This window comes from Sphaerospermopsis sp. LEGE 08334 (assembly GCF_015207205.1).
GTDB lineage: Bacteria > Cyanobacteriota > Cyanobacteriia > Cyanobacteriales > Nostocaceae > Sphaerospermopsis.
Map to the genome: position 1 here is coordinate 76,713 of NZ_JADEXH010000016.1, position 24,299 is coordinate 101,011.

20 protein-coding genes and 1 tRNA gene are annotated in these 24,299 nt (G+C 37.6%); 8 read left to right on the plus strand and 13 right to left on the minus strand.

Annotation, left to right across the window (positions count from 1 at the left end; translation table 11 throughout):
* Positions 1 to 300 precede the first annotated feature (300 nt).
* Positions 301 to 1,521 carry a geranylgeranyl reductase gene (gene chlP / locus IQ237_RS11135; RefSeq protein WP_375539905.1) on the minus strand — a complete coding sequence of 407 codons (1,221 nt, stop codon included), beginning with the start codon at positions 1,519 to 1,521 and terminating at the stop codon, positions 301 to 303.
* Between the two features lie 400 nt (positions 1,522 to 1,921).
* Between chlP and IQ237_RS11140 the strand changes: the two genes are divergently transcribed.
* Both IQ237_RS11140 and IQ237_RS11145 read left to right on the plus strand, forming a co-directional pair.
* A complete protein-coding gene (locus tag IQ237_RS11140; protein WP_194055070.1) occupies positions 1,922 to 2,938 on the plus strand; it encodes a sulfate/molybdate ABC transporter ATP-binding protein in 1,017 nt (338 codons plus the stop codon).
* A gap of 195 nt (positions 2,939 to 3,133) precedes the next feature.
* Positions 3,134 to 5,128 carry a WD40 repeat domain-containing protein gene (locus IQ237_RS11145; protein WP_194055072.1) on the plus strand — a complete coding sequence of 665 codons (1,995 nt, stop codon included), beginning with the start codon at positions 3,134 to 3,136 and terminating at the stop codon, positions 5,126 to 5,128.
* 273 nt (positions 5,129 to 5,401) lie between these two features.
* Here the strand turns inward: IQ237_RS11145 and IQ237_RS11150 are convergent.
* Positions 5,402 to 5,473 (minus strand) — tRNA-Gly (locus tag IQ237_RS11150).
* A 325-nt stretch (positions 5,474 to 5,798) separates the two neighbouring features.
* On the opposite strand from IQ237_RS11150, the gene IQ237_RS11155 reads away from it, so the two are divergent.
* Entirely contained in the window at positions 5,799 to 6,917 is a 1,119-nt protein-coding gene (locus tag IQ237_RS11155; RefSeq protein ID WP_194055074.1) for an ABC transporter permease, read from the plus strand.
* A 78-nt stretch (positions 6,918 to 6,995) separates the two neighbouring features.
* On the opposite strand, the gene IQ237_RS11160 is transcribed toward IQ237_RS11155, so the two are convergent.
* From IQ237_RS11160 to IQ237_RS11190, 7 genes are all read right to left on the minus strand, one after another.
* Positions 6,996 to 7,655: a hypothetical protein gene (locus IQ237_RS11160; RefSeq protein WP_190346418.1), complete on the minus strand. Its 660-nt coding sequence runs from the start codon at positions 7,653 to 7,655 to the stop codon at positions 6,996 to 6,998.
* Between the two features lie 34 nt (positions 7,656 to 7,689).
* The gene (locus tag IQ237_RS11165) at positions 7,690 to 10,743 is read right to left on the minus strand and encodes a class I SAM-dependent DNA methyltransferase (RefSeq protein ID WP_194055076.1); all 3,054 of its coding nucleotides are present in this window, start codon (positions 10,741 to 10,743) and stop codon (positions 7,690 to 7,692) included.
* Positions 10,744 to 11,020: 277 nt separating this feature from the next.
* Positions 11,021 to 12,046, minus strand: coding sequence for an ABC transporter permease (locus tag IQ237_RS11170; RefSeq protein WP_194055079.1), 1,026 nt, complete (start codon positions 12,044 to 12,046; stop codon positions 11,021 to 11,023).
* Positions 12,047 to 12,188: 142 nt separating this feature from the next.
* Positions 12,189 to 13,850: an ABC transporter substrate-binding protein gene (locus tag IQ237_RS11175; RefSeq protein WP_194055080.1), complete on the minus strand. Its 1,662-nt coding sequence runs from the start codon at positions 13,848 to 13,850 to the stop codon at positions 12,189 to 12,191.
* 77 nt (positions 13,851 to 13,927) lie between these two features.
* Entirely contained in the window at positions 13,928 to 14,497 is a 570-nt protein-coding gene (locus IQ237_RS11180; RefSeq protein ID WP_194055082.1) for a Uma2 family endonuclease, read from the minus strand.
* A 24-nt stretch (positions 14,498 to 14,521) separates the two neighbouring features.
* Positions 14,522 to 14,782, minus strand: a complete 261-nt coding sequence (locus IQ237_RS11185; protein ID WP_194055084.1) for a Txe/YoeB family addiction module toxin — start codon at positions 14,780 to 14,782, stop codon at positions 14,522 to 14,524.
* The gene (locus IQ237_RS11190) at positions 14,779 to 15,033 is read right to left on the minus strand and encodes a type II toxin-antitoxin system Phd/YefM family antitoxin (protein ID WP_194055087.1); all 255 of its coding nucleotides are present in this window, start codon (positions 15,031 to 15,033) and stop codon (positions 14,779 to 14,781) included. The genes IQ237_RS11185 and IQ237_RS11190 overlap by 4 nt, the downstream gene beginning before the upstream one ends.
* Before the next feature lie 605 nt (positions 15,034 to 15,638).
* Between IQ237_RS11190 and psbB the strand changes: the two genes are divergently transcribed.
* The 4 genes from psbB to IQ237_RS11210 all read left to right on the plus strand — a co-directional run bounded on the left by psbB (position 15,639) and on the right by IQ237_RS11210 (position 19,648).
* Positions 15,639 to 17,168, plus strand: coding sequence for a photosystem II chlorophyll-binding protein CP47 (gene psbB / locus IQ237_RS11195; RefSeq protein ID WP_194055089.1), 1,530 nt, complete (start codon positions 15,639 to 15,641; stop codon positions 17,166 to 17,168).
* Between the two features lie 98 nt (positions 17,169 to 17,266).
* The gene (locus IQ237_RS11200; protein ID WP_013192567.1) at positions 17,267 to 17,374 is read left to right on the plus strand and encodes a photosystem II reaction center protein T; all 108 of its coding nucleotides are present in this window, start codon (positions 17,267 to 17,269) and stop codon (positions 17,372 to 17,374) included.
* A 326-nt stretch (positions 17,375 to 17,700) separates the two neighbouring features.
* Positions 17,701 to 18,732 carry a 30S ribosomal protein S1 gene (locus IQ237_RS11205; RefSeq protein WP_194055091.1) on the plus strand — a complete coding sequence of 344 codons (1,032 nt, stop codon included), beginning with the start codon at positions 17,701 to 17,703 and terminating at the stop codon, positions 18,730 to 18,732.
* Between the two features lie 181 nt (positions 18,733 to 18,913).
* Positions 18,914 to 19,648 carry an HAD family hydrolase gene (locus IQ237_RS11210; RefSeq protein WP_194055093.1) on the plus strand — a complete coding sequence of 245 codons (735 nt, stop codon included), beginning with the start codon at positions 18,914 to 18,916 and terminating at the stop codon, positions 19,646 to 19,648.
* A gap of 98 nt (positions 19,649 to 19,746) precedes the next feature.
* On the opposite strand, the gene ureC is transcribed toward IQ237_RS11210, so the two are convergent.
* From ureC to IQ237_RS11230, 4 genes are all read right to left on the minus strand, one after another.
* The gene (ureC, locus tag IQ237_RS11215) at positions 19,747 to 21,474 is read right to left on the minus strand and encodes an urease subunit alpha (RefSeq protein ID WP_194055095.1); all 1,728 of its coding nucleotides are present in this window, start codon (positions 21,472 to 21,474) and stop codon (positions 19,747 to 19,749) included.
* 52 nt (positions 21,475 to 21,526) lie between these two features.
* The gene (locus IQ237_RS11220) at positions 21,527 to 21,832 is read right to left on the minus strand and encodes an urease subunit beta (protein ID WP_194055105.1); all 306 of its coding nucleotides are present in this window, start codon (positions 21,830 to 21,832) and stop codon (positions 21,527 to 21,529) included.
* A gap of 40 nt (positions 21,833 to 21,872) precedes the next feature.
* Positions 21,873 to 22,175, minus strand: coding sequence for an urease subunit gamma (ureA, locus tag IQ237_RS11225; RefSeq protein ID WP_137667603.1), 303 nt, complete (start codon positions 22,173 to 22,175; stop codon positions 21,873 to 21,875).
* An 88-nt stretch (positions 22,176 to 22,263) separates the two neighbouring features.
* Complete coding sequence (locus IQ237_RS11230; protein ID WP_194055107.1) at positions 22,264 to 23,127, minus strand: urease accessory protein UreD; 864 nt, start codon at positions 23,125 to 23,127, stop codon at positions 22,264 to 22,266.
* Positions 23,128 to 23,219: 92 nt separating this feature from the next.
* Between IQ237_RS11230 and IQ237_RS11235 the strand changes: the two genes are divergently transcribed.
* Positions 23,220 to 24,092: a ParA family protein gene (locus IQ237_RS11235; RefSeq protein ID WP_194055109.1), complete on the plus strand. Its 873-nt coding sequence runs from the start codon at positions 23,220 to 23,222 to the stop codon at positions 24,090 to 24,092.
* Positions 24,093 to 24,299 lie beyond the last annotated feature (207 nt).

The following is a 24,299-nucleotide window of genomic DNA, read 5'->3' on the forward strand; positions in this document are numbered from 1 at the left end:
CTAATCCAATATTTTATCAATAGACTTCTCCAGAAAAGAAATTATGGAACTTATTTATCGGGGCAGGGCGAAGCTTATGGGATATCTAGATGTCTGATTTTTCCGTCAAATTATCACCCAAATGCTTTTTACTATGAGACTGGGAATAAATTCCCAGTCCGGTGATGGTGTTAACCTCAAGTTGAGAAAAATCAGCTTTTGCTAAACCCCTACAGCAATCAAGATATCCAGGAATGAGAACAAAAATCTATATTCATTCTCTGTCACCTGTCACCGTGGCGTAGCACCTGTCACCTAAAATTAGGGAGCAAGAGCGTTACCACGTAACAAACTACCGATGGTTTTAGCGGTAATCTTCAACTGTGTAATGGGGTTAGCTGGAACAACAGTTTTATACAAATAGCTATCAAAAGTTAGCCGTTGTACATCCAAATCATCACACATTTCTACAAACGCTTCTCTAGTAGCATCAGAACGGTAGAACACGGTTTGCAGAATATCCAATACTTTGTAAGTAAGTCCGTATTTCTTATCCCAACGTTTGATGTAAAGTTTCAACTCTTTCTCAGAAGGAATACGCGCACCGTTGTTAGAAACCTCAACAATGGTTTCTGCACACATCCGCCCAGACTTCGCTGCAAAATAAATACCTTCACCAGAAGACTTGGTAACATAACCCGCAGCATCACCCACCAAAGCGATCCGGCCAACTACACGACGAGGACGGGGATGTTCAGGGATGGGGTGAGCTTCTACTTTGATGATTTTACCACCAGCCAATTTTTCCGCAGCACGGGCGCGAATACCAGCTTGTAATTTCTTGATGTCTCGTTGGTTAACGTGCATTGTGCCAGTACCAACCGCTACGTGATCGTATTTGGGGAATACCCAAGCGTAGAAGTCAGTAGAAACATCATCACCTACATACATTTCCGCTAAGTCATGGTAGTAGGCCATTTTATCTTCAGGAATGCGAATTCTTTCTTGGAAGGCGATCGCATAATTGTAATCCCCAGCATCCATTTCCTTAGCAATGCGGGAGTTAGCACCATCAGCACCAATAATCAAATCTACCTTTAGGGTTTTAGGTTCTCCCCTATCACCACCTACGGCATGATCAAAATAATGAATTGTATAGGGATCATTGTTATTGGTGGGTATATCCAGTTTTTGAACTGTACCGTTAATTAAGTTTGCGCCTAGTTTAGCCGCTCGGTTACGTAGGAAACCATCCAGCACCTCACGACGGCACATTCCTATATATTCTTCTTCATTTACCAGATTGATATCTACCTCACGATTAGAAGGAGAAATCATTTTCATTTTCCGCACTTGACGGTCAATGATTTCTGGAGGTAGATCAAACTCACTCACCATACACAGAGGAATAGCACCCCCGCAAGGTTTAGCGTTATCTAGCTTGCGCTCAAATAAATATGTTTCTATCCCGGCTTTTGCTAGTGTCTCAGCAGCGCATGAACCGGCTGGGCCCGAACCCACAACAGCAACCCGTAATGTCAAAGGTTTACTCCCAATCTTCACATTTACCGAAAGCATCCTATCATGGAGTTTCGGCTGATATGACGCTCAAGCTTAATGTTTTGACAGAATTGCAATATTCCTTAACATTTCGTTATAAAAACGCAAGTAAAAATACTCAATCAAGGTTTATGAGTAGATTTTTGTAAATGATAACTACAAGAAATTCTAATATTAACTAAGGACTGGTGATTGGTGATTGGTGATTGGTGATTGGTGATTGGTGATTGGTGATTAGTGATTGGGTTATTAACCTCCTTTTCCTCCCCTGCATCCTGCATCCTGCCTCCTGCCTCCTGACTCTCAATTAAAAATGTGATATAAAGTAAAATACAGTAATCCTACCCGTAAACCGTAGATTAAACACAGAGGTATAAAACCAGTGGGCATCGTAGTAGAAAATGTATCTAAACAGTTCGGCAGCTTTCAGGCTGTAGATCAGGTGAGTCTGGAAATAAAAAGTGGTTCACTGGTGGCTTTACTTGGTCCATCTGGATCTGGTAAATCTACTCTGCTGCGTTTAATATCAGGTTTAGAAATGCCGGATAGCGGTAAAATCATTCTCACGGGTAAAGATGCTACATATCAAAGTGTACAAGAGCGAAATATTGGTTTTGTATTTCAGCATTATGCCTTATTTAAACATTTAACAGTCAGACAAAATATAGCTTTTGGTTTAGAAATTCGTAAAGCACCGAAAAAGAAGATTCAGGGAAAAGTAGAACAACTGTTAGAATTAGTACAATTAAGTGGATTAGGCGATCGCTATCCTTCTCAACTTTCAGGAGGACAAAGACAAAGAGTAGCCTTAGCCAGAGCTTTAGCTGTAGAACCTAACGTATTATTACTCGATGAACCATTTGGGGCGTTAGATGCTAAAGTGCGTAAAGACTTACGTGCTTGGTTACGCCGTCTCCATGACGAAGTTCACGTTACCACCGTGTTTGTAACTCACGATCAAGAAGAAGCTATGGAAGTTTCTGATGAAATCGTAGTTATGAACAAAGGAAAAGTAGAACAAGTAGGAACACCCGCAGAAATTTATGATCATCCTGCTTCAGCATTTGTGATGAGTTTCATTGGTCCTGTAAATGTTTTACCGAGTTCTGCCAAGATTTTTCAAAGCAGTGGTTTCGACTCAGCTAACCCAGAAGTATTTTTGCGTCCCCAAGACGTGATTGTAGAAAGAGTAGCTAATGATACAACTGCATCGGCCACAGTTAACCGTGTGATTCATTTGGGTTGGGAAATTCAAGTAGAATTAACCTTGGATGATGGACAAAATTTTACCGCCCATTTAACAAGAGAACGATTTGATGAGTTAAAATTAGAACCAGAAGAGCGAGTTTATGTCAAGCCCAAAGATGCTAAATCTTTCCCGCTTTATTATTCTATTTAGAGGTCAACTTAACCCCAAACCCACTCCAGGAGAAGATTAATTAAAATTAAACTTTTCCCCTTGCCTGTACTTCTGGAGTGGTTTTTCTGTTATTAATATAACTAATACTAAACCAACCTATTTTATCCGGATACATCAAGGAATTGAATGGTTAAAATTGACTAAGTATTCATTGTTCTTAGCGTGATAACTTATATGACATTTGATATCGTTGGTGCAGCTGTTGATTTTGTAAATAATACTACTAACAAAATTATTTCAGCCTTTACTAGCCAAACTCTTCTTAAACAAAACCAGATCAATTTATCCGCGACACTGCAAAAAGTTAGACAAGATCAGCGGGTAATTCAAGCAGAAATGGATTACTATAAGCGCAGAGAAGCTAGAAGACAGGAATTTCTGCAAATTCAACAAACAACTATTAATTTAGATAATTCAGATAGTTCAGAAATAGAAGTAACATTAGTATCAGAAAGAGAAGAAAAATTACTAAAACTGAGGCGGGAAGAAATAGAGGACAGGAGTAAGTTAAGCGCATTATATCTAGATTTAAGTAGAGAAACAACTGCTAAAGAAATTGATTTGAAGCAAAAAGAAATTCAAGGAATTTTTGACCAGCAGAAATGGCCAGGCATTTTAAGTCGTGATGAAGCACAGAGAATTTTTGTAGATGAACAAAAGAAACCACGGTTATTGATGTTAGTGCCTCCACCAGATATTAGCGATGACTTTCCCATATCATTCCGTGATAGTCTGAAAAAGGAAATTCGTAATCAACTAAAATTATTTTTAGAGAAATACTATCCCCTATCTGGTGATTATTGCCCAGTAGAATTTTATGGAAAATATTTTGAGCGTTCAATTTTTGATGCTGAAGTCAAACAATTAGAAACAATTTTATCGGCCGTACCCACAGCAATTATTTACACTGATATCACAGATCATGAAGTTTATTTCAATGTGAGATTTTGGGGTCTTCAAGAACCAGTATCTTTATCTTTTGAACCTTGGAACTGGGAAGAATTCAAAGAAAATATTCAGGATGATAGTAATGATGAAACCAAGAGTTTGCGAGCAATTAGGCAAACTATTGTCGTCCTACACAAGTTATTAGCAGCATTCTTGGCAGATTGGTATTATTTGAATATTGATCCAAATTATGAACCTCAGTTGTTTAAATTAAGTGCAGATTTTCCTTCTGTCTGGACTAATGAAATGTTAGAAAAACTCAGAGTTGTTATCAAAAAATATAGGGAAGTTTATAACTATGAATTGAAAAATTTAATATCTATTCAAATAGAAAAGCCAATAATTTGGCGTTGTGTCAATACTCTTTATGGTCATTCAAATTATGTTTTTTGTATCGCTATCAATCCCCAAGGACAAACTTTTGCCAGTGGTAGTGCAGATAAAAGTATTAAAATTTGGGATATCCAAACGGGAGAACTTCTGCACAACTTAACTGGACATTCCAACTATGTTTCCTCAATAGCCTTTTCTGCTGATGGAAACATCATTGCTAGTGGCGGCTATGATAAAACTTTTAAGCTATGGTATGCGCTGAGTAGTAAGACATTCATTGAGCATTCCGGTTGTATAACTTCAGTTGTTTTTAGTCCTAATGGTAATTTGTTGGCAACCGCAAGTATGGATAAAACTATCAAATTATGGGACTTAAAAAATGAAAAATTAGTATATACTATCACTGACCATAAGAATTATATTAATTCTCTTGTTTTCAGTGGAGATGGACAAAAGTTAATTAGCTGTGATGCTGACAAGACTATTAAAATATGGAATACTCAAAAAGGTTCAGAAATAAATAGTATTACCGAACATTCAGATGTGATTAATACTATAGCCATTAGTCCTGATAATCAAACTTTTGCTACTGGTAGTCATGACAATACAGTTAAACTTTGGTCTCTGTCTACAGGAGAACTGATTCATACCTTTGATGGTCATACAGATGCAGTCACAAGTGTTGCTTTCAGTCCTGATGGAAAAACTCTAGCTAGTGGCAGTAGTGACAATACAATTAAGCTGTGGCATCTGTATAGTCAAGAACTGATAAATACTCTTTCAGGACATTTATCAACTGTTTATTCTGTAGCTTTTAATGTTGACGGAAATAAGATAATTAGTGGTAGTGCTGATAATACAATCAGGATTTGGCAGTCTGAGCAATAATATCATGTCCATTTGAACACTTATCATATCTGCTGCGGCTGGTAATGGGTAATGGGTAATTGCTAATTATTTAATTATTAATTATTAATTAATAACTTATATCGTAAGTGATTACCCGGTCTTGATATAAATTATTATACAGCACTTTGCGTAACGTTTAGGTACAAAAACATAAGACAGAATTATTACATCAAGCTAGAAAATAGGATATGAACTGTACTAGATAGACGTGCAAAGTGCTGTATTTGGATAAATAGGACAATAAATCTGGAAAGCGGGTGATGGGACTCGAACCCACGACATTCTGCATGGGAGGCAGACATTCTACCACTGAATTACACCCGCAGATTACAAGTATGGAAATTTAGTCTATGGGCTATTATATCATAAATTCCGCGAAAATCAGTAACGGATTTTTCTAGAACAAACAGGAGGGAAGAGTTAATAGCAAAGGATGATAACTTATAAATGAATTTCTTGGGTTGTGAGGAAAAATTGAGATGGATAATGTACACTTAATTCAATGGCAGTCAGAAGCACCGAGGAAATAAGGTATTTAGCTGAACAGTTAAATGGTTAAATCACTAAATTTATGTAGCTTCTATTTCAGGCTACTAACTCTATTAATTATCATTCATTGTTTTGTAAATAAGTTTTGTAAAAAAAAATTATGAATTGGTGGCAAAAACTCAAAAAAAATTCCTTAGCAAGATTTGGGGCAATTATACTATTAGTGTTCTATTTAGCAGTCATTGGGGCTGACTTTATTGCACCCTATAATCCTTATAATTCACAGCCAAATGGTTCATTATTACCACCCACTCGCATATATTGGGTTTCGCAAACGACGGGCAAATTTATCGGACCCCATATTTATCCAACAATTCAAGGAGATACAAATTTAGAAACAGGGGAACGTAAGTTAATTGTAGATTTTAAACAGCCTTCTCCTTTGGGTTTATTTGTTTCGGGTCCAGAATATAGATTATTTCAAATCAGTTTACCCCTACCGCCCAAATGGGATGAAGTCACTATCATTCCTGGTATTCCCCTAAATTTGCATTTATTTGGTTCTACAGGTGAAGCAAAATTTAACATTTTAGGTACTGATGAACAAGGACGGGATCAATTTAGCCGTCTGCTTTATGGTGGTAGGATTAGTTTATTTATTGGGATTTTTGGCATCATCATTACCTATCCTTTGGGTTTAATAATAGGTGGTATTTCTGGTTATTTTGGAGGTGTAATTGATAGTGTGATTATGCGTTTAGCAGAAGTGTTAATGACTTTTCCCAGCATTTATTTGTTAGCAGCATTATCAGGAGTTCTCAGCCCTCAATTAACCAGTACACAACGCTTTTTATTAATAGTTGTAATTACTTCTGTGATCAGTTGGGCAGGTTTAGCTAGAGTAATTCGTGGTCAAGTTTTATCAATTAAAGAAAGAGAATTTGTCCAAGCATCACTGGCAATGGGAGGTAAGCCAATTTATATTATTCTCCGTCATGTTTTACCCCAAACTGCCACTTATGTAATTATTTCGGCAACTTTAACAATTCCTAGTTTTATTGGTGCAGAAGCAGTATTAAGTCTCATCGGTTTAGGTATTCAACAACCTGATCCTTCTTGGGGAAATATGCTTTCTTTAGCTAGTAATGCTTCGATTTTAGTCTTACAACCCTGGTTGGTTTTATCACCTGCTATCCTGATTATTCTCACCGTTTTATCCTTTAATTTACTTGGTGATGGTTTAAGAGATGCACTTGATCCCCGCAGTTTACAAAGATAAATAAGTGGTAAAATGCGATCGCATTCATTCTATATTGATATCTTGAATCTTGTTAGAGCGAGCGCTAACTCTATTTTCTTAGATGGAAATTTCAGAACAATCAAGGAAAATATGATAGACAGTTATTGGGATTCCTGTTAAGCGATCATGCTGACTCATCCACTCATTGGGGAAAGAAGCAATAACCTGAATTGGTTTCAATTGTTGTATTACAGAAAGACCATTGTTAGATTCAGTAAATTTCCTCTGAAGTTCTTTAATCCAATATTCATAATTATCACTCTGAATGTAGCCAATCATAGCCGCTTCTGGATATTGAGCAGCATAAGCAGTTCCAGCTATAAATTCTTGTAATCCTTCTTTATCTGTGTATTTACTTATGGGATATCCCCCTTTACGCAAACGTTTTGCTTCAAAAACATATTTGGGACGTGGTTTACACCCACTCCATTCAACTACAAGATCCAACCTGCGCCTAGACTTTCCAGTCCTACCTTCACCCGTTATTGGCTTCTCTTCACTCAAATAATAACGGTCAAAACGAGATGGAGTATCAGGATCATCAAACCTTTTATCTATTTTTTCAGCTATGAAGCCTGTTATCACAGTTTCTTCTAATGTGGGATTAATATTAGTTCGAGCATCTTCATAGCCCCATGCAAGTAGCTGATGTGCGTCTCTGCGAAAGAAACTATCATAAGTGGCAATCCAATTTGGATCAGGCTGTCTTTGTGTCATTTATATCTTGCTCCATTATCATTAGTTTTTACCTCTATCTGTAAGAAAGAATTTCAGCAATAATGTCATCAGAGTCATTTAAGGCTTGTGTTTTTGTCCAGTCAATCAAGCGAGGAGATTTACAAATATGAATTTTTGAACCATCTATAATACGTATACCACGTTGAATGTACACCCATTGACTAAATTGCTCTCTTAGCTTCTGATGAATTTCTACCAAAAAAGATAATAATTGTTTATTTTCTCGTTCAACAGTAACATTTATTAAGCTATTTGATTTAATGATTTCTACTGTGCAAATGATCATTTTCTCAGAGTAGACTATAGAAACTTTGTGATGTACACTGCTACCATCTGCAAAATCATCTAATTCATTTGCTAAACATTGCCCATAATTTAGCAATGCTTCTTCTGTTGGTATTACGGTAGCTGAATTAACTGCTTTACCTTTGTTAAGTTTAAATTTAACCCGCCAAAAATCTCTTGCTAAAATACTTATATTTCTAGGAATTTTAATTATGTTTTCCAATTCTATATCCAGTCTTTCCTGAAGTTCCTGATCTAGTTTTTCTCTAACCAAATCTGTTTCATGCAAATAAGATATCTCTAAAGAAGCTAGTTCTTTTTGCAGATTTGCTAATGCTATAATTTGTTCTAATGATAAATTAGGAACTGGAATATTTTTAATGTCTCTGGGACTAATAATACTGCGATCAACACCCCATGAAGAGCTTTGGAAAAAGAGGTAATACTTACTAATACTTGAACTAAAGAAAACAGCAAGAGCGCGTAAATAATCCGCATCATGGCTGCTTGCTGATAGACCTACTTTGGGATGAGTAATCACGAACTCTTTATTACTAAACACAAAGTAATTGGGAGTTAGAACTAGATGTGGAGCAGATGAGATTTTTAAACCAATTTTTCTGCCTTTTGCTATGAAGCACTTTTGTGGTGTAATTATTTCTAATACTTCATCATGAATAGAAAAACGAAGCTTTGACCTTACCATTAAATTGGCATTAAGGTATTTGCGTCCTTCAAGATAAGGTGCAGGTTCAACTTTACTTCTATCTTTACCATACCAGATTGAACTGTCTTTTAATGGCAATCCCTGATGAAGAAACCAACCTTTTTCTGTAATTAATTCACCCAAACTAATTGAAAACAATCGGCGTAAACGCTGAATTGCTCTTTTATCACGGTAGCTACCCCACAAGGCTAGTTTCCAAACAATAGCCTCTCCAGTTTCTGCTTCATCAGGTAAAACGGTTTCTATTTCATTCTCATTAATAGTAATTATCCAAGTTGAAGTTTTTTTATCTTCCTTCCAAGGGCGATTAGAAATTTGATTAATGACAAAAGGAGCATAATGAACAATTGGTGGTTTTTCTTGTTCCGGTTTAGCTTTCCTATAAATTACAGTGGCCGCAGGTGCTTCTCCCCTTTTGCCAAATAGAACATAAGCCAAATTGGAAAAGTTAGTAATTCTTACAACTTCATGTTGCTGAAAAAAGTTTCTACGGTATTTTTCAGACTCATGGTTAAATAAACTCTTGGCGTGTATAAGTAAACCTGCGCAACCCTTATCATCTAGAAGATCAGTTACTCGCCAACTAAAAGCTTCACAAACTCTGTTACCCGTAGCTGGACGAGAAACATAATTGTTATTAATCCAATTGCGTGCTAATTCTTCACCTTTTGTATCCGGTTTAAGTTCTATCCAGGGTGGATTCCCTACAATCCAATCAAACTTTAAATTACTTTGAAAAATTTCAGCTTGATTATCGAAAAAATCACATTCAAAAATTCTATAATTATGTAATGCTGGAAATTGAAAATATTTGTTCTTATGTAAATCTGGAGGCTCAATATAGTTGAGCATCGTTAAAATTAAACTAAATTCTGTTACATAGCAAGCATCAGAATTTCGCTCAATACCATAAATATTGTCTACAAGAATTTGTTTAAGTTGTGTAGGATGAAATTTTTTATTTGGATTTTGAGCTAATTCTATTTCTATTAATCTACGATAAGCTAACACTAAAAAAATTCCAGAGCCGCAACATGGGTCAAGAATTTTCATTCCTTTTTTGAGATTTTTAGTATAGTTAAGTTCCGAAATTAAATAGTCTGCTAAAGGCTCAGGGGTATAAACAGCACCGACTTTTTTTCCTTTACCTTGTGCATGGAGGAACTGCTCATATATTGAAGATAGTGTTTCAACAGGAATATAAGAAAAATCATATATATCAAAGTCAAGATGAAGTTGACCAGAAATAGGATCATCTCCTTTAAATATAGAAGCTACTAAGGAAATTATTTCATCTTCTGGTGCTTCTTTACCTTTTAATGGTAGAGGGAAAATATCACCATTGAAGCGTTTTTCTAAAGCTTCAACTAGCTTCCTAAAACCCGTTAAAGTGGCATTACGGCTAAGTACACTATCAAGGTTGATATTATTTTCTTCTAACCACTTGTTAGATAAAATTCCTCTATCCCAAAGATATCGAATATAGACGTACTTACCAATTAATGCGTGAGCAATTGATATATTAACCCCTTTTTCTTCTAACCTCTTTCCTAACTTTTCAAGATTGTTAAGCAAATGTAGATCAACGCGCCTTTCAGGAATAAGATTTTTAGCTTGAGTTTGCCACAGTTTACCAGAATCTATTGACTCAGCAAAAAGATAATCTAATTTAGATTTAATATCGGCGATATTAGCATCAACTGTATTTATTAAGCCTTTATTCTCTTCTTCTTGGTCGTAATCAAAACCTGTATAAACTCTAATTTGATGGGGAAGAATTACTATTAAAAATGGTGCGTTACCAAGATTCCAAAGTTTGCGATGAATATCTCTGGCTTCTTCTGGTGTTTTGGCTTCTGCAACATGAACGGCAGGTCTAGGAGGTAAAATTTCATCACTGGGTGGACTGGTGTGAAAAACATAAGTTCCCTTTACACCGGCTTGTTTTGCAGCACGGAATGTATGCTCAGTCGAGGGGTCATGTTGAACACTGCTATCACAGTAGTTTGCCGACTGAGTATAGTTAAGTACGTCTAAGAGTTGTTCTAACTGCAAAAGAACTTCTCCTTTTTCTTTAGTTAACTGAACACATTAAACTCATGACAAATTTATGGCTAAATCCATTATCTTCTATAAGATAGAACAAGAATACTAAGAAATATGTATGAAGTCAATATTTTATTTTAACTGATAAATGTTTATAAATGCAAAAACTGAACTTAATATCGTAGTTAGTAGTCAGTTATGATTTTTGACCTGGGGTAAATAAAAATCATGCAAAAAAGCGGGCAGGATACCCGCACCACAAGATAGGATTAATTTTTTGTCTTCCCTAGTATCTAATTCTTGGATCTACATAAGCATTAAGAATATCAATCAAAATACTCGCAGTTACAACAATTGCTCCAAAAAATACTAAAACACCCTGTACCGTTGGATAATCTCGATCAGAAATAGCTTGATATAATCTATTTGCTAACCCTGGCCAAGAAAATGTAACTTCTGTTAAAATTGCTCCTCCCAATAGGGAAGCAAATGTTAATCCTAAGACGGTAATTACAGGTATTAAGGCATTCTTTAAAGCATGGGATATTAAAATCTTATTTTCCGGTATTCCCCGCGCTCTAGCAGCTTCTACATAATCAGCTTTTAATGTTTGTTTTAAATTCACTCTCACAATACGTTCAAAAATACCACTGAGTAAAATTCCTAAAGTGATACTGGGTAAAGCTAAATGATGTAAAGCTGTGAAAAAATTACTCAAATTTCCACTTAATAAACTATCAATTGTATATAAACCAGTGATAGTTGTTGGAGGGGTAATATTAGGAGGAAAACGATTAGAATTAGGAAACCAACGGAGTTGAACTGAGAATATTAATTGTAATAACATTCCTGCCCAAAACATGGGGAGTGCATAGGTAATTATGCCAAATAAACGCCCACCAATATCAAAAGATGTTCCCGGACGAGAAGCGGAAAGTGTACCAACTAAAATTCCCACAATTAAAGCTACCAACATACTACAAACGGCTAATTCTACTGTAGCTGGAAAATGTTGGCTGATAATTTCCCACACATTTTGACCGCGACTGGTTAAGGAAGTTCCTAAATCAAAACGTAGTATATTTCCCAAATAATTGAGATATTGCAACCAGATAGGTAAATTTAAACCTAGTTGTTTTCTTAATTCTTCTTTGGCACTTTCTGGCGCTCTTCCTCCTAAAATTGCATCTGCTGGATCTCCAGGAGTGGCTCTTAATAATAAAAAAACAATGGTGATAATAGTTAATAGTTGCAGTGGTGCAAATAGCAACCGAGAAACTATGTAATACTGTAAGGCTTTAGAACGGGACATATTTATTAGGAGTCAGGAGTTCAGGAGTTCAAGGAGTCAGGAGTTTTTTTATTTTGGATTTTGGATTTTGGATTTTGGATTGTTTTTGTTAGCTCCAATCTAAAATCTAAAATCTAAAATTTTATTCCCCAGTCCCCAATAACTACTTATTAATTGTTTTGTAAATCAAGTTTTGAGTAGGATCAAGTTTGACATCTGTTACGCCTTTTTGGGCAAATACATAATCTTTGTTTTGCCATAAGGGAACGTAAGGAACATCTTTTAAAACTAGGTTTTGAATGTCAGTAAAGATTTTCTTTCTCGTTTCTGGGTTTTGTTCTTTACGTTGCTGATCAATGAGTTTATTCATTGTTTCACTGTAGTAAAATGATCCTTGGATTTGACTTCCACCATCTTCACAACCTTTAGCTTCTGATCCTTTTGCACAGGATAAAAATGGTTGTACATAATTATCTGGATCTAAAAAGTCTGGATACCAGTCTAGCAAAGCGATGGGATATGAACCTTTGGAAATTTCTTTGAAAAATGTTGCACCTTCTACGGTTTTAACTTCTAGTTGTAATATCCCATCCATTTTAGTATCAGCTAGGGATTTTAATGTCTGTGCTACTAAGCTACGAGTGGCGGAACTGGCGGGATACCAAACTTGAATTTGGGCGGGTTTTTCTTTGGAAAAACCTGCGGTAGTTAACAGCTTTTTCGCTTCTTCAATTTTACCATCACCATATTTGTCTTTAAATAATGGTTGGGAAACATTGAAGGTTGTGGGAATCATGCTATAAAGTGGATCTGCTTGACCATATAATACCCGTTCATTTAATAATGGACGATCAACCAGTGAGGCGATCGCACTTCTGACTTCTGGTTTATCTAATGGTTGTTGATTTCTATTCAACACCATATAACTAACTACACTACCTTGAGCAGTGAGAGCTTGCCATTGTCCGTTTTTTGCACCATCTTCTAAACTGCGAATTTGATCTGGTTGTAAAGATAAATAAGCAACATCAACTGCACCAGTTTTAAAAGCATTAAATAAATTTACTGGACTAGTTTGAATTTGCACATTAATACCTTTATTCGCTGGTTTTTCTCCCCAATATTTATCAAAAACATCCAATCTTAAAGAATCTGTACCGTACTGGGCTAATTTATAAGGACCAGTTCCTACAAAGGTATTAGGTTGAAATTTCCCCGCACCAAGTTCATAAGCTTTAGGTGAAACTGGACACACTCCAGAAAATGCTAACAATGAAGGAAAAGCCGCAAAGGGTTTTTTCAGTTTAATTGTAAGTTCATAGTCCCCTGTAGCTTTCACGGATTCAATTGTATCTGAAAGTAAAAAGGATGGTTTACCTTTATTTTCGATAAAACGCTGGATGCTAAATTCCATTGCTTTAGCGTTAAAAGGTGTATCATCGTGAAAAACTACTCCTTCTCGTAGGGGAATAGTGTATGTTAAACCATCTGCACTAACTTTAGGTAAAGCTGTAGCCAGTTGTGGTTTAATTTCCGTGCTTCCTGGTTCGTAAGTATATAGGCGATCGCTCATATTAAATACTAAACCCAAGGATGCTAACTCATAAGCATCAGCAGGATCAAGTGTTCTTGGCTTACCTGTTGTCCCTATAGTAATCCGTCCATCACCAGCAGGAGTATTCACCGCACCAGGGCTAGGTGGTGTAGTTGGTTGGGGACTAGGGGTACAGCTTACAGCCAGCAAGAAACATATAGAAAACAACGAGAGGAATTTTGTTACCCTACCCCACCGTCTTATGCTCCGGGAAAACCAAGTTATCAACATTAATTTTTCTAAAATCAGCAGTTAATCATTCTAATATATGTGTTATGTGTGTAAGCTGTTTTTTATATCAAAGATTTTCATCCTTGTAAAACTTGAGCAGCAGTCAACTTGAGTTCTGGAAATATGGGAGAAACTATCAAGCTGTCATTTTCATACACCTGCTCGTCATAAAAACCTTCTACCCATTCCAACACTGTCACCTTTTGAGTAATTGGATCAACAATCCAGTATTCAGGAATACCCCGCGCTGCATATTCGGATCTCTTGTAGCGATAATCACGATTAGCCTGATTAGGACTGACCACTTCAACAACTAACAATGGTGGTGGCATATCCATATACACCAATGAACGAGTAGTTCCTGCCATTGCAGCAGCTAATTCTTCAGAATAAACTACCAGATCAGGTACACGCACACCCACACTTCTACTATTTACAGCTATCTCAGCTTTCATCCGTAAACGAGAAGACGGGATACCTAATTGAGAAAAATATATCAATAGAAATATAGCTATTCGTTGATTTATATCACTTTCCGAAGGCATAGGAATTAATTCTCCATTTTCCAATTCATACAAAGCATCCGTACCATCGTCATAGTTGAGAAATTCCTCAAAGGTCATCTTTTTAGCAATTGCTACTGTCATTGCTTTTTCTCCCGTACTTAATATCTAATCCTGATAATGAAAACGACAAGCTACAATAATTATATTTTCTTCTAACACTTCATAAACCAGACGGTGTTCAGTGTTGATGCGCCTAGACCAATAACCTGATAAATTGGCTTTCAATGGCTCTGGTTTACCCATACCCTCAAACGGAGTTCGCAGAATTTCTTTAATCAGAGTGTTAATTCTTTTTAAGAGTTTTTTATCAGTATCTTGAAACCACAAATAATCACTCCATGCAGCTTCTGTAAATGTGAGTTTCATTCTTCAATTAAGTCTCGCTCAATAATATCACCTGCTTTTGCTGATTGAATTGAAGCAAGAAGATGCTTGGCGTTAACAGGATTTGACAGTAAATATAATGTTTCTTGCCATGATGAAAATTCCTCTAGAGAAATTAAAATGGCCTTGTTACCTTTGTTATTACAAATAATTGTTGGTTCTACATCTGCAATAACCCGATCTACCAAATTATCTAAGTCTTGACTTGCTTGCTGAGTAGTAATTGCATCCATTTTATCCTCCTTTATTTGTGAATTGATTAGTTACATGATTATTCAAATTTTAGCCTATAAAGCCTATAAATTTCAGGACTACAATAAAGGACGGTAATGTGTCAATCTTGTCTAGAATAATTTATGTGATTAATTTTATGTTATTTTTGTGTTATTTTTCTTATGTTATTTTTTAACAGGCGATCGCATATTAAAATCTCAATGGTATTTTATACAGAATAATGTATATTTAAAATGATTTAAGCTCGATCAGTGCCTTAGATGATAAATAATAACATGGTAAAGACGGATAGGGATATTCTAGCCACAAACTAGGTAATCACATCTATTCAGAAGCTTGCAAAGAGTTCCATCAATAGTTACACTTTTTAAAATATTCTCATTTTTGCTGATCGCCAAAACAACCACTTCCTGAAAGTCACGAACTCAGGGAATTAACTTGTGACAGCGAATAAGCGATAATAAACCACAGGCTGATCTGTGGTTAAACTCAAGACTGGCAATAACAAAAACTCAGAGAGACTTCTGGGTGGTAGTTTACCTCCCTCAGAACCTCAGTAAGAAAATTGCTTTGTAAACTAACTCTTCGAGGAGGAGCGTAGTCGATGGGACTACCCTGGTACCGAGTACATACAGTGGTTCTGAACGATCCAGGCCGACTGATTTCTGTACACTTGATGCACACAGCCCTAGTTGCTGGCTGGGCTGGTTCAATGGCACTTTATGAACTGGCTGTTTACGATCCCAGTGATCCAGTTCTCAACCCCATGTGGAGACAAGGGATGTTCGTACTTCCCTTTATGTCACGTTTAGGCGTAACCGAATCCTGGGGTGGTTGGAGCGTAACCGGTGGCACAGCAGTAGATCCCGGCTTCTGGTCTTTTGAAGGCGTTGCTGCTGCTCACATCGTTCTTTCTGGTTTATTATTCCTAGCAGCCGTTTGGCACTGGGTTTTCTGGGATTTAGAACTATTTAGAGATCCCCGCACAGGCGAACCCGCCTTAGACTTGCCAAAAATGTTTGGCATCCACCTGTTCTTATCTGGTTTACTTTGCTTTGGTTTCGGTGCTTTTCACTTAACCGGTTTATTTGGACCGGGAATGTGGGTTTCCGATGCTTATGGTATAACTGGTAGCATCCAACCAGTAGCACCAGAATGGGGACCAGCCGGGTTTAACCCCTTTAACCCCGGTGGTGTTGTAGCTCACCACATTGCTGCTGGTGTAGTTGGTATTATTGCTGGTTTATTCCACCTCACAGTTCGTCCTCCCGAAAGGCTCTACAAAGCCCTACGGATGGGTAACATTGAAACCGTACTTTCCAGCAGTATCGCTGCGGTATTCTTCGCTGCTTTCATAGTTGCTGGTACTATGTGGTACGGTAACGCAACCACCCCCATCGAACTGTTTGGACCTACCCGCTATCAGTGGGACCAAGGTTACTTCCGTCAAGAAATTGAACGCCGTGTGCAAAACAGTGTTGCTAACGGTGCAAGCTTGTCCGAGGCTTGGTCACAAATCCCTGAAAAATTGGCATTCTATGACTACGTAGGTAATAGCCCCGCTAAAGGTGGTTTATTCCGTACAGGTCCAATGGTTAAGGGTGATGGTATTGCCCAATCTTGGCAAGGTCACGCAGTTTTCACAGATGCAGAAGGACGCGAACTCACAGTACGTCGTCTACCTAACTTCTTTGAAACCTTCCCCGTAATTTTGACCGATAAAGATGGAGTTGTCCGCGCTGACATTCCTTTCCGTCGAGCAGAATCTAAATATAGCTTCGAGCAAACAGGCGTAACTGTTAGCTTCTACGGTGGTGATTTGAATGGTAAAACCTTTACAGATCCCGCTGATGTGAAGAGATTCGCTCGTAAAGCTCAAGGCGGCGAAATCTTTGAATTTGACCGCGAAACCTTAAACTCTGACGGTGTATTCCGTACATCTCCCAGAGGTTGGTTTACCTTTGGTCACGCTGTCTTTGCGCTGTTGTTCTTCTTTGGTCACCTCTGGCATGGTTCTAGAACCATCTACCGCGATGTATTCGCAGGTGTGGAAGCGGATCTAGAAGAACAAGTAGAGTGGGGTCTGTTCCAGAAAGTGGGTGACAAGACCACTCGGGTTCGTAAGGAAGCTTAAACAAGCATGAAGTAAGAAGTATGAAGTTTTATGACTTCATGCTTTTTACTCTGCTTGGTAAACTAAAATTACTGGCTGGATAGGCAGGAAATCCTAATATGGAAAGCGTTGCATACATTTTGATTTTGACCCTAGCAATAGGTGTTCTCTTTTTTGCGATCGCATTTCGCGAACCTCCCCGCTTTGAGAGAAAAGAGAAAGACTAAGAAGTTAAAGACTGTCAGCGGTTAGCTATCAGCTATCTCAGACTTAACACTTTTTTAAGCAAGATTCAAATCCGTTGCTGCATATTATTTATGTGGCAACGGATAATATTTTGATATAGTGCTGACTGCTGACCCCTAACTTGCAAAAAGTGAAAAAAATTTTGGGATATGATATAATATCATATCTGGAAGATAATATGTGTGAACCTAGCTCTTCTGCGCTAGGATTAACAAGGATGTAAGTGTAGACTTATTTAAAAGCCCTCGCATATACATCATTAATTGTGACAAAAACTTACGGAGACTAGAACCAGGAACAAAACAGCATGGTCAATCAGAATTTAACCGCTACAGAAATTGGATTTACTCACGAAGATTTCGCTGCTCTACTTGATAAGTACGATTATCACTTCAGCCCTGGTGATATAGTACCAGGTACAGTGTTTAGTATAGAGCCGCGCGGCGCTCTGATTGACATTGGTGCTAAAACAGCAGCATACATACCTATACAGGAAATGTCTATTAACCGGGTTGATGCCCCGGAAGAAGTCTTACAATCAAACGAAACACGGGAATTTTTCATCCTCACTGATGAAAACGAAGATGGTCAGTTAACCCTGTCCATTCGTCGTATTGAATACATGAGAGCATGGGAAAGAGTACGGCAATTACAGGCAGAAGATGCTACTGTACGTTCTGGTGTGTTTGCTACTAATCGTGGTGGCGCATTGGTACGAATTGAGGGACTACGCGGCTTTATCCCCGGTTCTCACATTAGTACCCGTAAACCAAAAGAAGAATTGGTAGGGGAAGAATTACCCTTAAAATTCTTAGAAGTAGATGAAGAGCGTAACCGCTTAGTTCTCTCCCATCGTCGGGCGCTGGTTGAGCGCAAGATGAACCGTTTGGAAGTGGGAGAAGTAGTAATTGGTACTGTTCGCGGTATCAAACCCTACGGTGCATTTATTGACATCGGCGGTGTTAGCGGACTACTCCACATTTCTGAGATTTCCCACGAGCATATTGACACACCTCACAGCGTCTTCAATGTCAATGATGAATTAAAAGTCATGATCATTGATTTGGATGCAGAAAGAGGACGCATTTCGCTGTCTACCAAGCAGTTAGAACCAGAACCCGGTGACATGATCAAGAACCGCGATTTGGTCTATGATAAGGCTGAAGAAATGGCAGCTAAGTATAGGGAACAAATGTTAGCTAAACAGCAAGGTATAGCTGTTGCACCAGCGGAAGCAGCAGAAGCTGCACCAATTGAAGGAGTAGAAGCTATAGCTGAAGCAGAAATTCCACCAGTAATTGAAGTTGAAGAAGAAATTCCAGCAGCTATTGAAGAGTAATATAACTGTAGTTGTGATTATTTACAACAAAGTATTAATAAAGAGGGAATATCCCTCTTTTTTTATTTATGGTAATTGGTGATTGGTGATTGGTGACTGGTGATTGGGAAAATACAAATAATTTCCCCCATCTCCCCTGACTCCTAACTCCTGACTCCTGACTCCTTGATCTCCTTCTAATATGATAACTATCAAATGTGGTGACATCACCTTTTCTCATATTCAAGCGATTTTATTTGACAAAAATGGCACATTAGAAGACTCAGAAACCTATTTGCGATCGCTCGGACAAAAAGCAGCACGGATCATAGACGCGCAAATTCCCGGTATTGGCGAACCATTATTAATGGCTTTTGGTATTAATGGCAATATTTTAGATCCTGCTGGTTTAATGTCTGTAGCTAGTCGCAAAGAAACAGAAGTAGCTGCTGCTGCATACATAGCTGAAACTGGAAGAGGGTGGTTTGAATCTTTGAAAATTGCTCGTCAAGCCTTAGCAGAAGCTGATCATTATGTGAGTCAAACTCCCGCACCTCTTTTCCCAGGTGTCTTGGATGTTTTAAGATCACTATCAGCAACAGGATTAAAACTGGGTATTCTGTCAGCCGCAACCACTGGGGAAGTGCAGAAATTTGTCATCACTCATCATCTCAGAGATTATCTGCAATTAGAAATGGGAGTTGATGAAGGTCCGAGTAAACCAGATCCGATTTTATTCTTACAAGCTTGTCAAAGTTTAGGCATACCACCGGGAGCTACTTTGATGGTAGGCGATTCAGTGGGTGATATGCAAATGGCGCGTCATGCTAAAGCTGCCGGTTGTATTGGTATTACTTGGGTTAATAATACAGATAATGTTAAAGGTGCAGATGTGGTAATTAATCAACTTGATGAAATTCAGATTTTAGAAGCATAGAAAATCAAAAGTCAGGAGTCAGTCGTAGGGGCAACCCCCTGTGGTTGCCCTCTTGAGTCAGGAGTCAGAAGTCAGAATTATTTTAAAATCAAACATAATTAAAATAAAAAGTACCTTTGTGCCATCGGTAAAACCGTCGCTGGTTCACAGGTTAATAATTCCCCATCTGCACGAACTTCATAAGTTTCTGGATCTACTTCAATTTGCGGTAAAGCATCATTTAATTTCATATCTCGCTTAGTAATTTGCCGAGTTCCCGAAACCGCAACAATTGATTTTTTCAATCCTAACATTTGCGGAATTTCTCTTTCTAAACCGACTTGAGAAACAAACGTTAATGATGTTGCATGACGCGCACCAGCAAAACTGCCAAACATAGGACGAGTATGAACAGGTTGAGGTGTGGGAATACTAGCATTAGCATCACCCATTTGTGACCAAGCAATCATTCCCCCTTTAATAACTATTTCTGGTTTGACACCAAAAAACGCAGGTTGCCATAAACATAAATCAGCAATTTTACCTTCTTCCACAGAACCAACATAGTCAGCAATACCATGTGTAATTGCTGGGTTGATTGTGTATTTTGCAACATATCTTTTAGCGCGGAAATTGTCTGACCTCTCCCCCAACCCCTCTCCTACAAGGCGAGGGGAGAGTGTTCCCCGTTGAACTTTCATTTTATGGGCAGTTTGCCAAGTTCTAATGATTACCTCTCCTACTCTTCCCATTGCTTGAGAATCGGAAGCAATCATACTAAATGCGCCTAAATCGTGTAAAATATCTTCAGCGGCGATAGTTTCTCGACGAATACGCGATTCAGCAAACGCTACATCTTCGGGAATATTAGGATCTAAATGATGACACACCATTAACATATCTAGGTGTTCATCTAAGGTATTAACTGTATAGGGACGGGTGGGGTTGGTTGAAGATGGTAAAACGTTGGTTTGTCCACAAACTTTAATAATATCCGGTGCGTGTCCTCCCCCAGCGCCTTCGGTATGGTAGGTGTGAATAGCACGATGTTTAAAAGCAGCGATGGTATCTTCTACAAAACCGGCTTCGTTTAATGTATCGGTGTGAATTGCTACTTGTACATCATATTCATCGGCAATGGTTAAACAAGTATCAATAGTTGCAGGGTTTGTTCCCCAATCTTCATGAAGTTTTAACCCTATTACCCCGGCTTCTATTTGTTCTCTTAGTGCTTGGGGTTGACTGGTGTTACCTTTTCCTAAAAATCCCAAGTTGACAGGGAAAGCGTCAGCAGCTTGCAGCATTCGGTAAATATTCCATGGTCCTGGTGTGCAAGTTGTGGCATTTGTTCCTGTAGCGGGTCCTGTTCCTCCACCGATCATGGTTGTGATACCGGAGGCGATCGCTACTTCTATTTGTTGAGGACAAATAAAATGGATATGGGTATCTATTCCCCCTGCTGTTAGTATCATTCCTTCACCGGCTAAAGCTTCTGTTCCCGGTCCAATAATAATATCTATATTATCTTGAATATAGGGATTTCCGGCTTTACCAATTTTGTGAATTTTGCCGTTTTTAATGCCGATATCTGCTTTAATAATACCCCACCAATCGAGAATCAAAGCATTAGTAATAACTAAATCTACAGCACCATCGGCGTTAGAAATTGGAGATTGTCCCATACCATCTCTAATTACTTTACCACCTCCAAATTTCACTTCGTCGCCGTAGGTGGTAAAGTCTCTTTCTACTTCTATAAATAGTTCGGTGTCTGCTAGTCTAATTTTGTCGCCTACTGTTGGTCCGTAGGTGTCGGCGTAGGCGCGGCGGTTCATTTTGTAGGGCATTTTTTTTATCCTTTTTTTATCACGCAGAGGCGCAGAGGCGCAGAGAGAGAATTTAGAGTTTTCCGTTTATTTTGTTGTTGAATCCGTAAATTTGGCGTGTACCAACTAGGGGAATAAGGGTGATTTCTTTTTCGTCTCCTGGTTCAAATCTTACTGCTGTTCCTGCGGGGATGTCTAATCTCATTCCGCGTGCTTTTTCTCTGTCAAAGTGTAGGGCGTTGTTGACTTCGTAAAAGTGAAAGTGTGAACCAATTTGTATGGGTCTGTCTCCTGTGTTTGCTACTATTAATTTGGTGGTGGGACGATTTGCGTTGAGTTCGATTTCTGCATTTGGGGTGATGATTTCTCCGGGGATCATAGATTTATTTCCTTTGCGTCTTTGCGTCTTTACGTGAGAATTATCTAATCGGATTATGCACAGTTACTAACTTAGTTCCATCAGGAAATGTTGCTTCTACCTGTACTTCATGAATCATTTCTGGTACACCTTCCATCACATCATCTCGTGTTAATAAAGTTGTTCCATAACTCATTAATTCTGCTACGGTTTGTCCATCTCTTGCACCTTCTAAAATAGCAGCGGAAATAAAAGCTACCGCTTCAGGATAATTTAATTTCAATCCTCTATTTTTTCTTCTTTCAGCTACCAAAGCAGCAGTAAATATTAATAATTTATCTTTTTCTTGCGGTGTAAGTTGCATTGTTTTTTCCTATATATTTCTTCTTATTTTTTATCCTTTAGTTAATAGCTGATAGCTGATAACTGATAGCTGACGGCTGAATGCTTTTTCAAATCTGCCAAACTCTAGGTATACAATTACCACGATTTAACAACGATATTCGTAAATTTTGCCAAATATTTGTAAACCAATTTCTTGCTTCAGATGTAGAATTACCACGATATCGACACAAAAATCCATGTTCTAAACGAGTTACCCCAGCATCAGAGTTATTGATAGAGTTGTGAATAATTAAAGAACGTGCTTGTTGAATAATTTCCTGTGATATGGGAACCCCAACGCACACGAAACTACCAACAACAGGGTTTCCCGCTAAACCGTGGGGACTGTGAAATACTTCTTCCCTACCGGGTAAATATTGTCTATCAATCCACAATGGTTTATTATTTTGCCATATTTCTGTGTGCGATCGCATTTCTCCCTGTACAAATTTTTCTCCTCGCGCACTTCTACCAAATCTCGTAATTTCCCACCCTAAAAAACTACTTCCTGTAGCTAATTCTACCTTTAAATCCTGCCGATAAATCGCACCATTAAATAAAATTGTTTCTTGGGGTAAATATTCTAAACAAGCACCAGCATCAACTTGAATATTCACTGTTTGCCGTGCTTGTAACCCGTTGCTACGATAGATTTTACCAGCAGCAGCAGTAGTAATTAAAACTTGTGTATCTGGTTGTAAATGAATTTGGGAAGATAGGCGATCGCCTCCCACTACACCCCCAGCAGTATGTAAAATCACACTATGACATATTTTTTCACCCTCTGGATAAAAAGGACGTTGAATTTTTAAAGGTGCTTGGTTGTAGTCGTAAATTAATTGTGTAGAATCTTGGCGTTTAGCATAGACTAAATGAAGTTTACCATGCCAACTTTTATTTATTGGGGTATCTATTTGGGTGTTAGGTGTCATTTATTTATAGAGCAATTTTTACTTGTTAAGTTTGTACAATTTTAGGCAACAATATAATTATATACCCCTAATGTATCCATCTACCAAAAACTATGACAGCTAAAGTAATCAGTGTTTGCAACCTCAAAGGTGGAGTTGGCAAAACTACCATCGTCATGGCCTTAGCAGAATATTTAGCCGGCGATACAATGTATGGTAAACGGATACTCGCTATTGACTTAGATCCCCAGAGTAACCTCACCAGCGCCATGATGTCAGAAGAAGATTGGGAATGGCAATATAATCAAAAAGGATTGACTTTACCCTTTCTTTTAAAAAACGCCGATTACTTTTTAGAAAAGGGTAATAGTGAAAAATTCATAGTTAAAGAAAACGTTTCCAATCTCAGAAATAAAAACTCTTTTAATTGTCTACATCTAATTCCTAGTAGTCCCCGATTATTTGAAGTTCAGGAATATTTACCAGCCAATGCAGTGGCAATTTTACATAACATTATCAATCCTTTAATAGAAAAATACGATTACATTTTAATAGATTGTCCGCCTAGTATTAATAATGTAATTAAAAGTGCATTTTTTGCTAGTGATTTTTGTTTAATTCCTTGTGTACCTAGCCGGATGTCAATTCATGGTTTAGAACTTTTATTAGAACAAATTACCCAATTTAAAAAAGATTATGACCATAAAATTAGTCCCATTGGTACTTTAATTTCCCGTTATAACTGCACTGTTTCTCAAACCCACAACTTGAATTTTATTATTGTGAATCCTTTCTTTCCACCAACTTTTGCCACAAGAATACCAGAAAGATCAAAAATAGCTGAAGGTTTGGATTTTAATCATCAATTAACCTATAAACAAAAATATGGTGATGCCCATAAAGTCATGATAGAATTAGCTAAAGAATTTATGAACAGAGTTGATAATAGTGTGATGTATACACCACTCATGGCTAGTTTATTGTAGGTAATAAAATAGGGTGCTTCATCATAATTCAGGTGAGGCGATAATATCCCCGACTCTGAGATAAATTTATCATTTATGGACACAATAAATAACAGAAGTCGGGAATCTGGATCTAATTAACTTAGATACTACCTACACTACTAAATCATACAAAACATAATTAATTATTAAGTTTTTTAGATATATTTACAGATTTACAAAATTTAT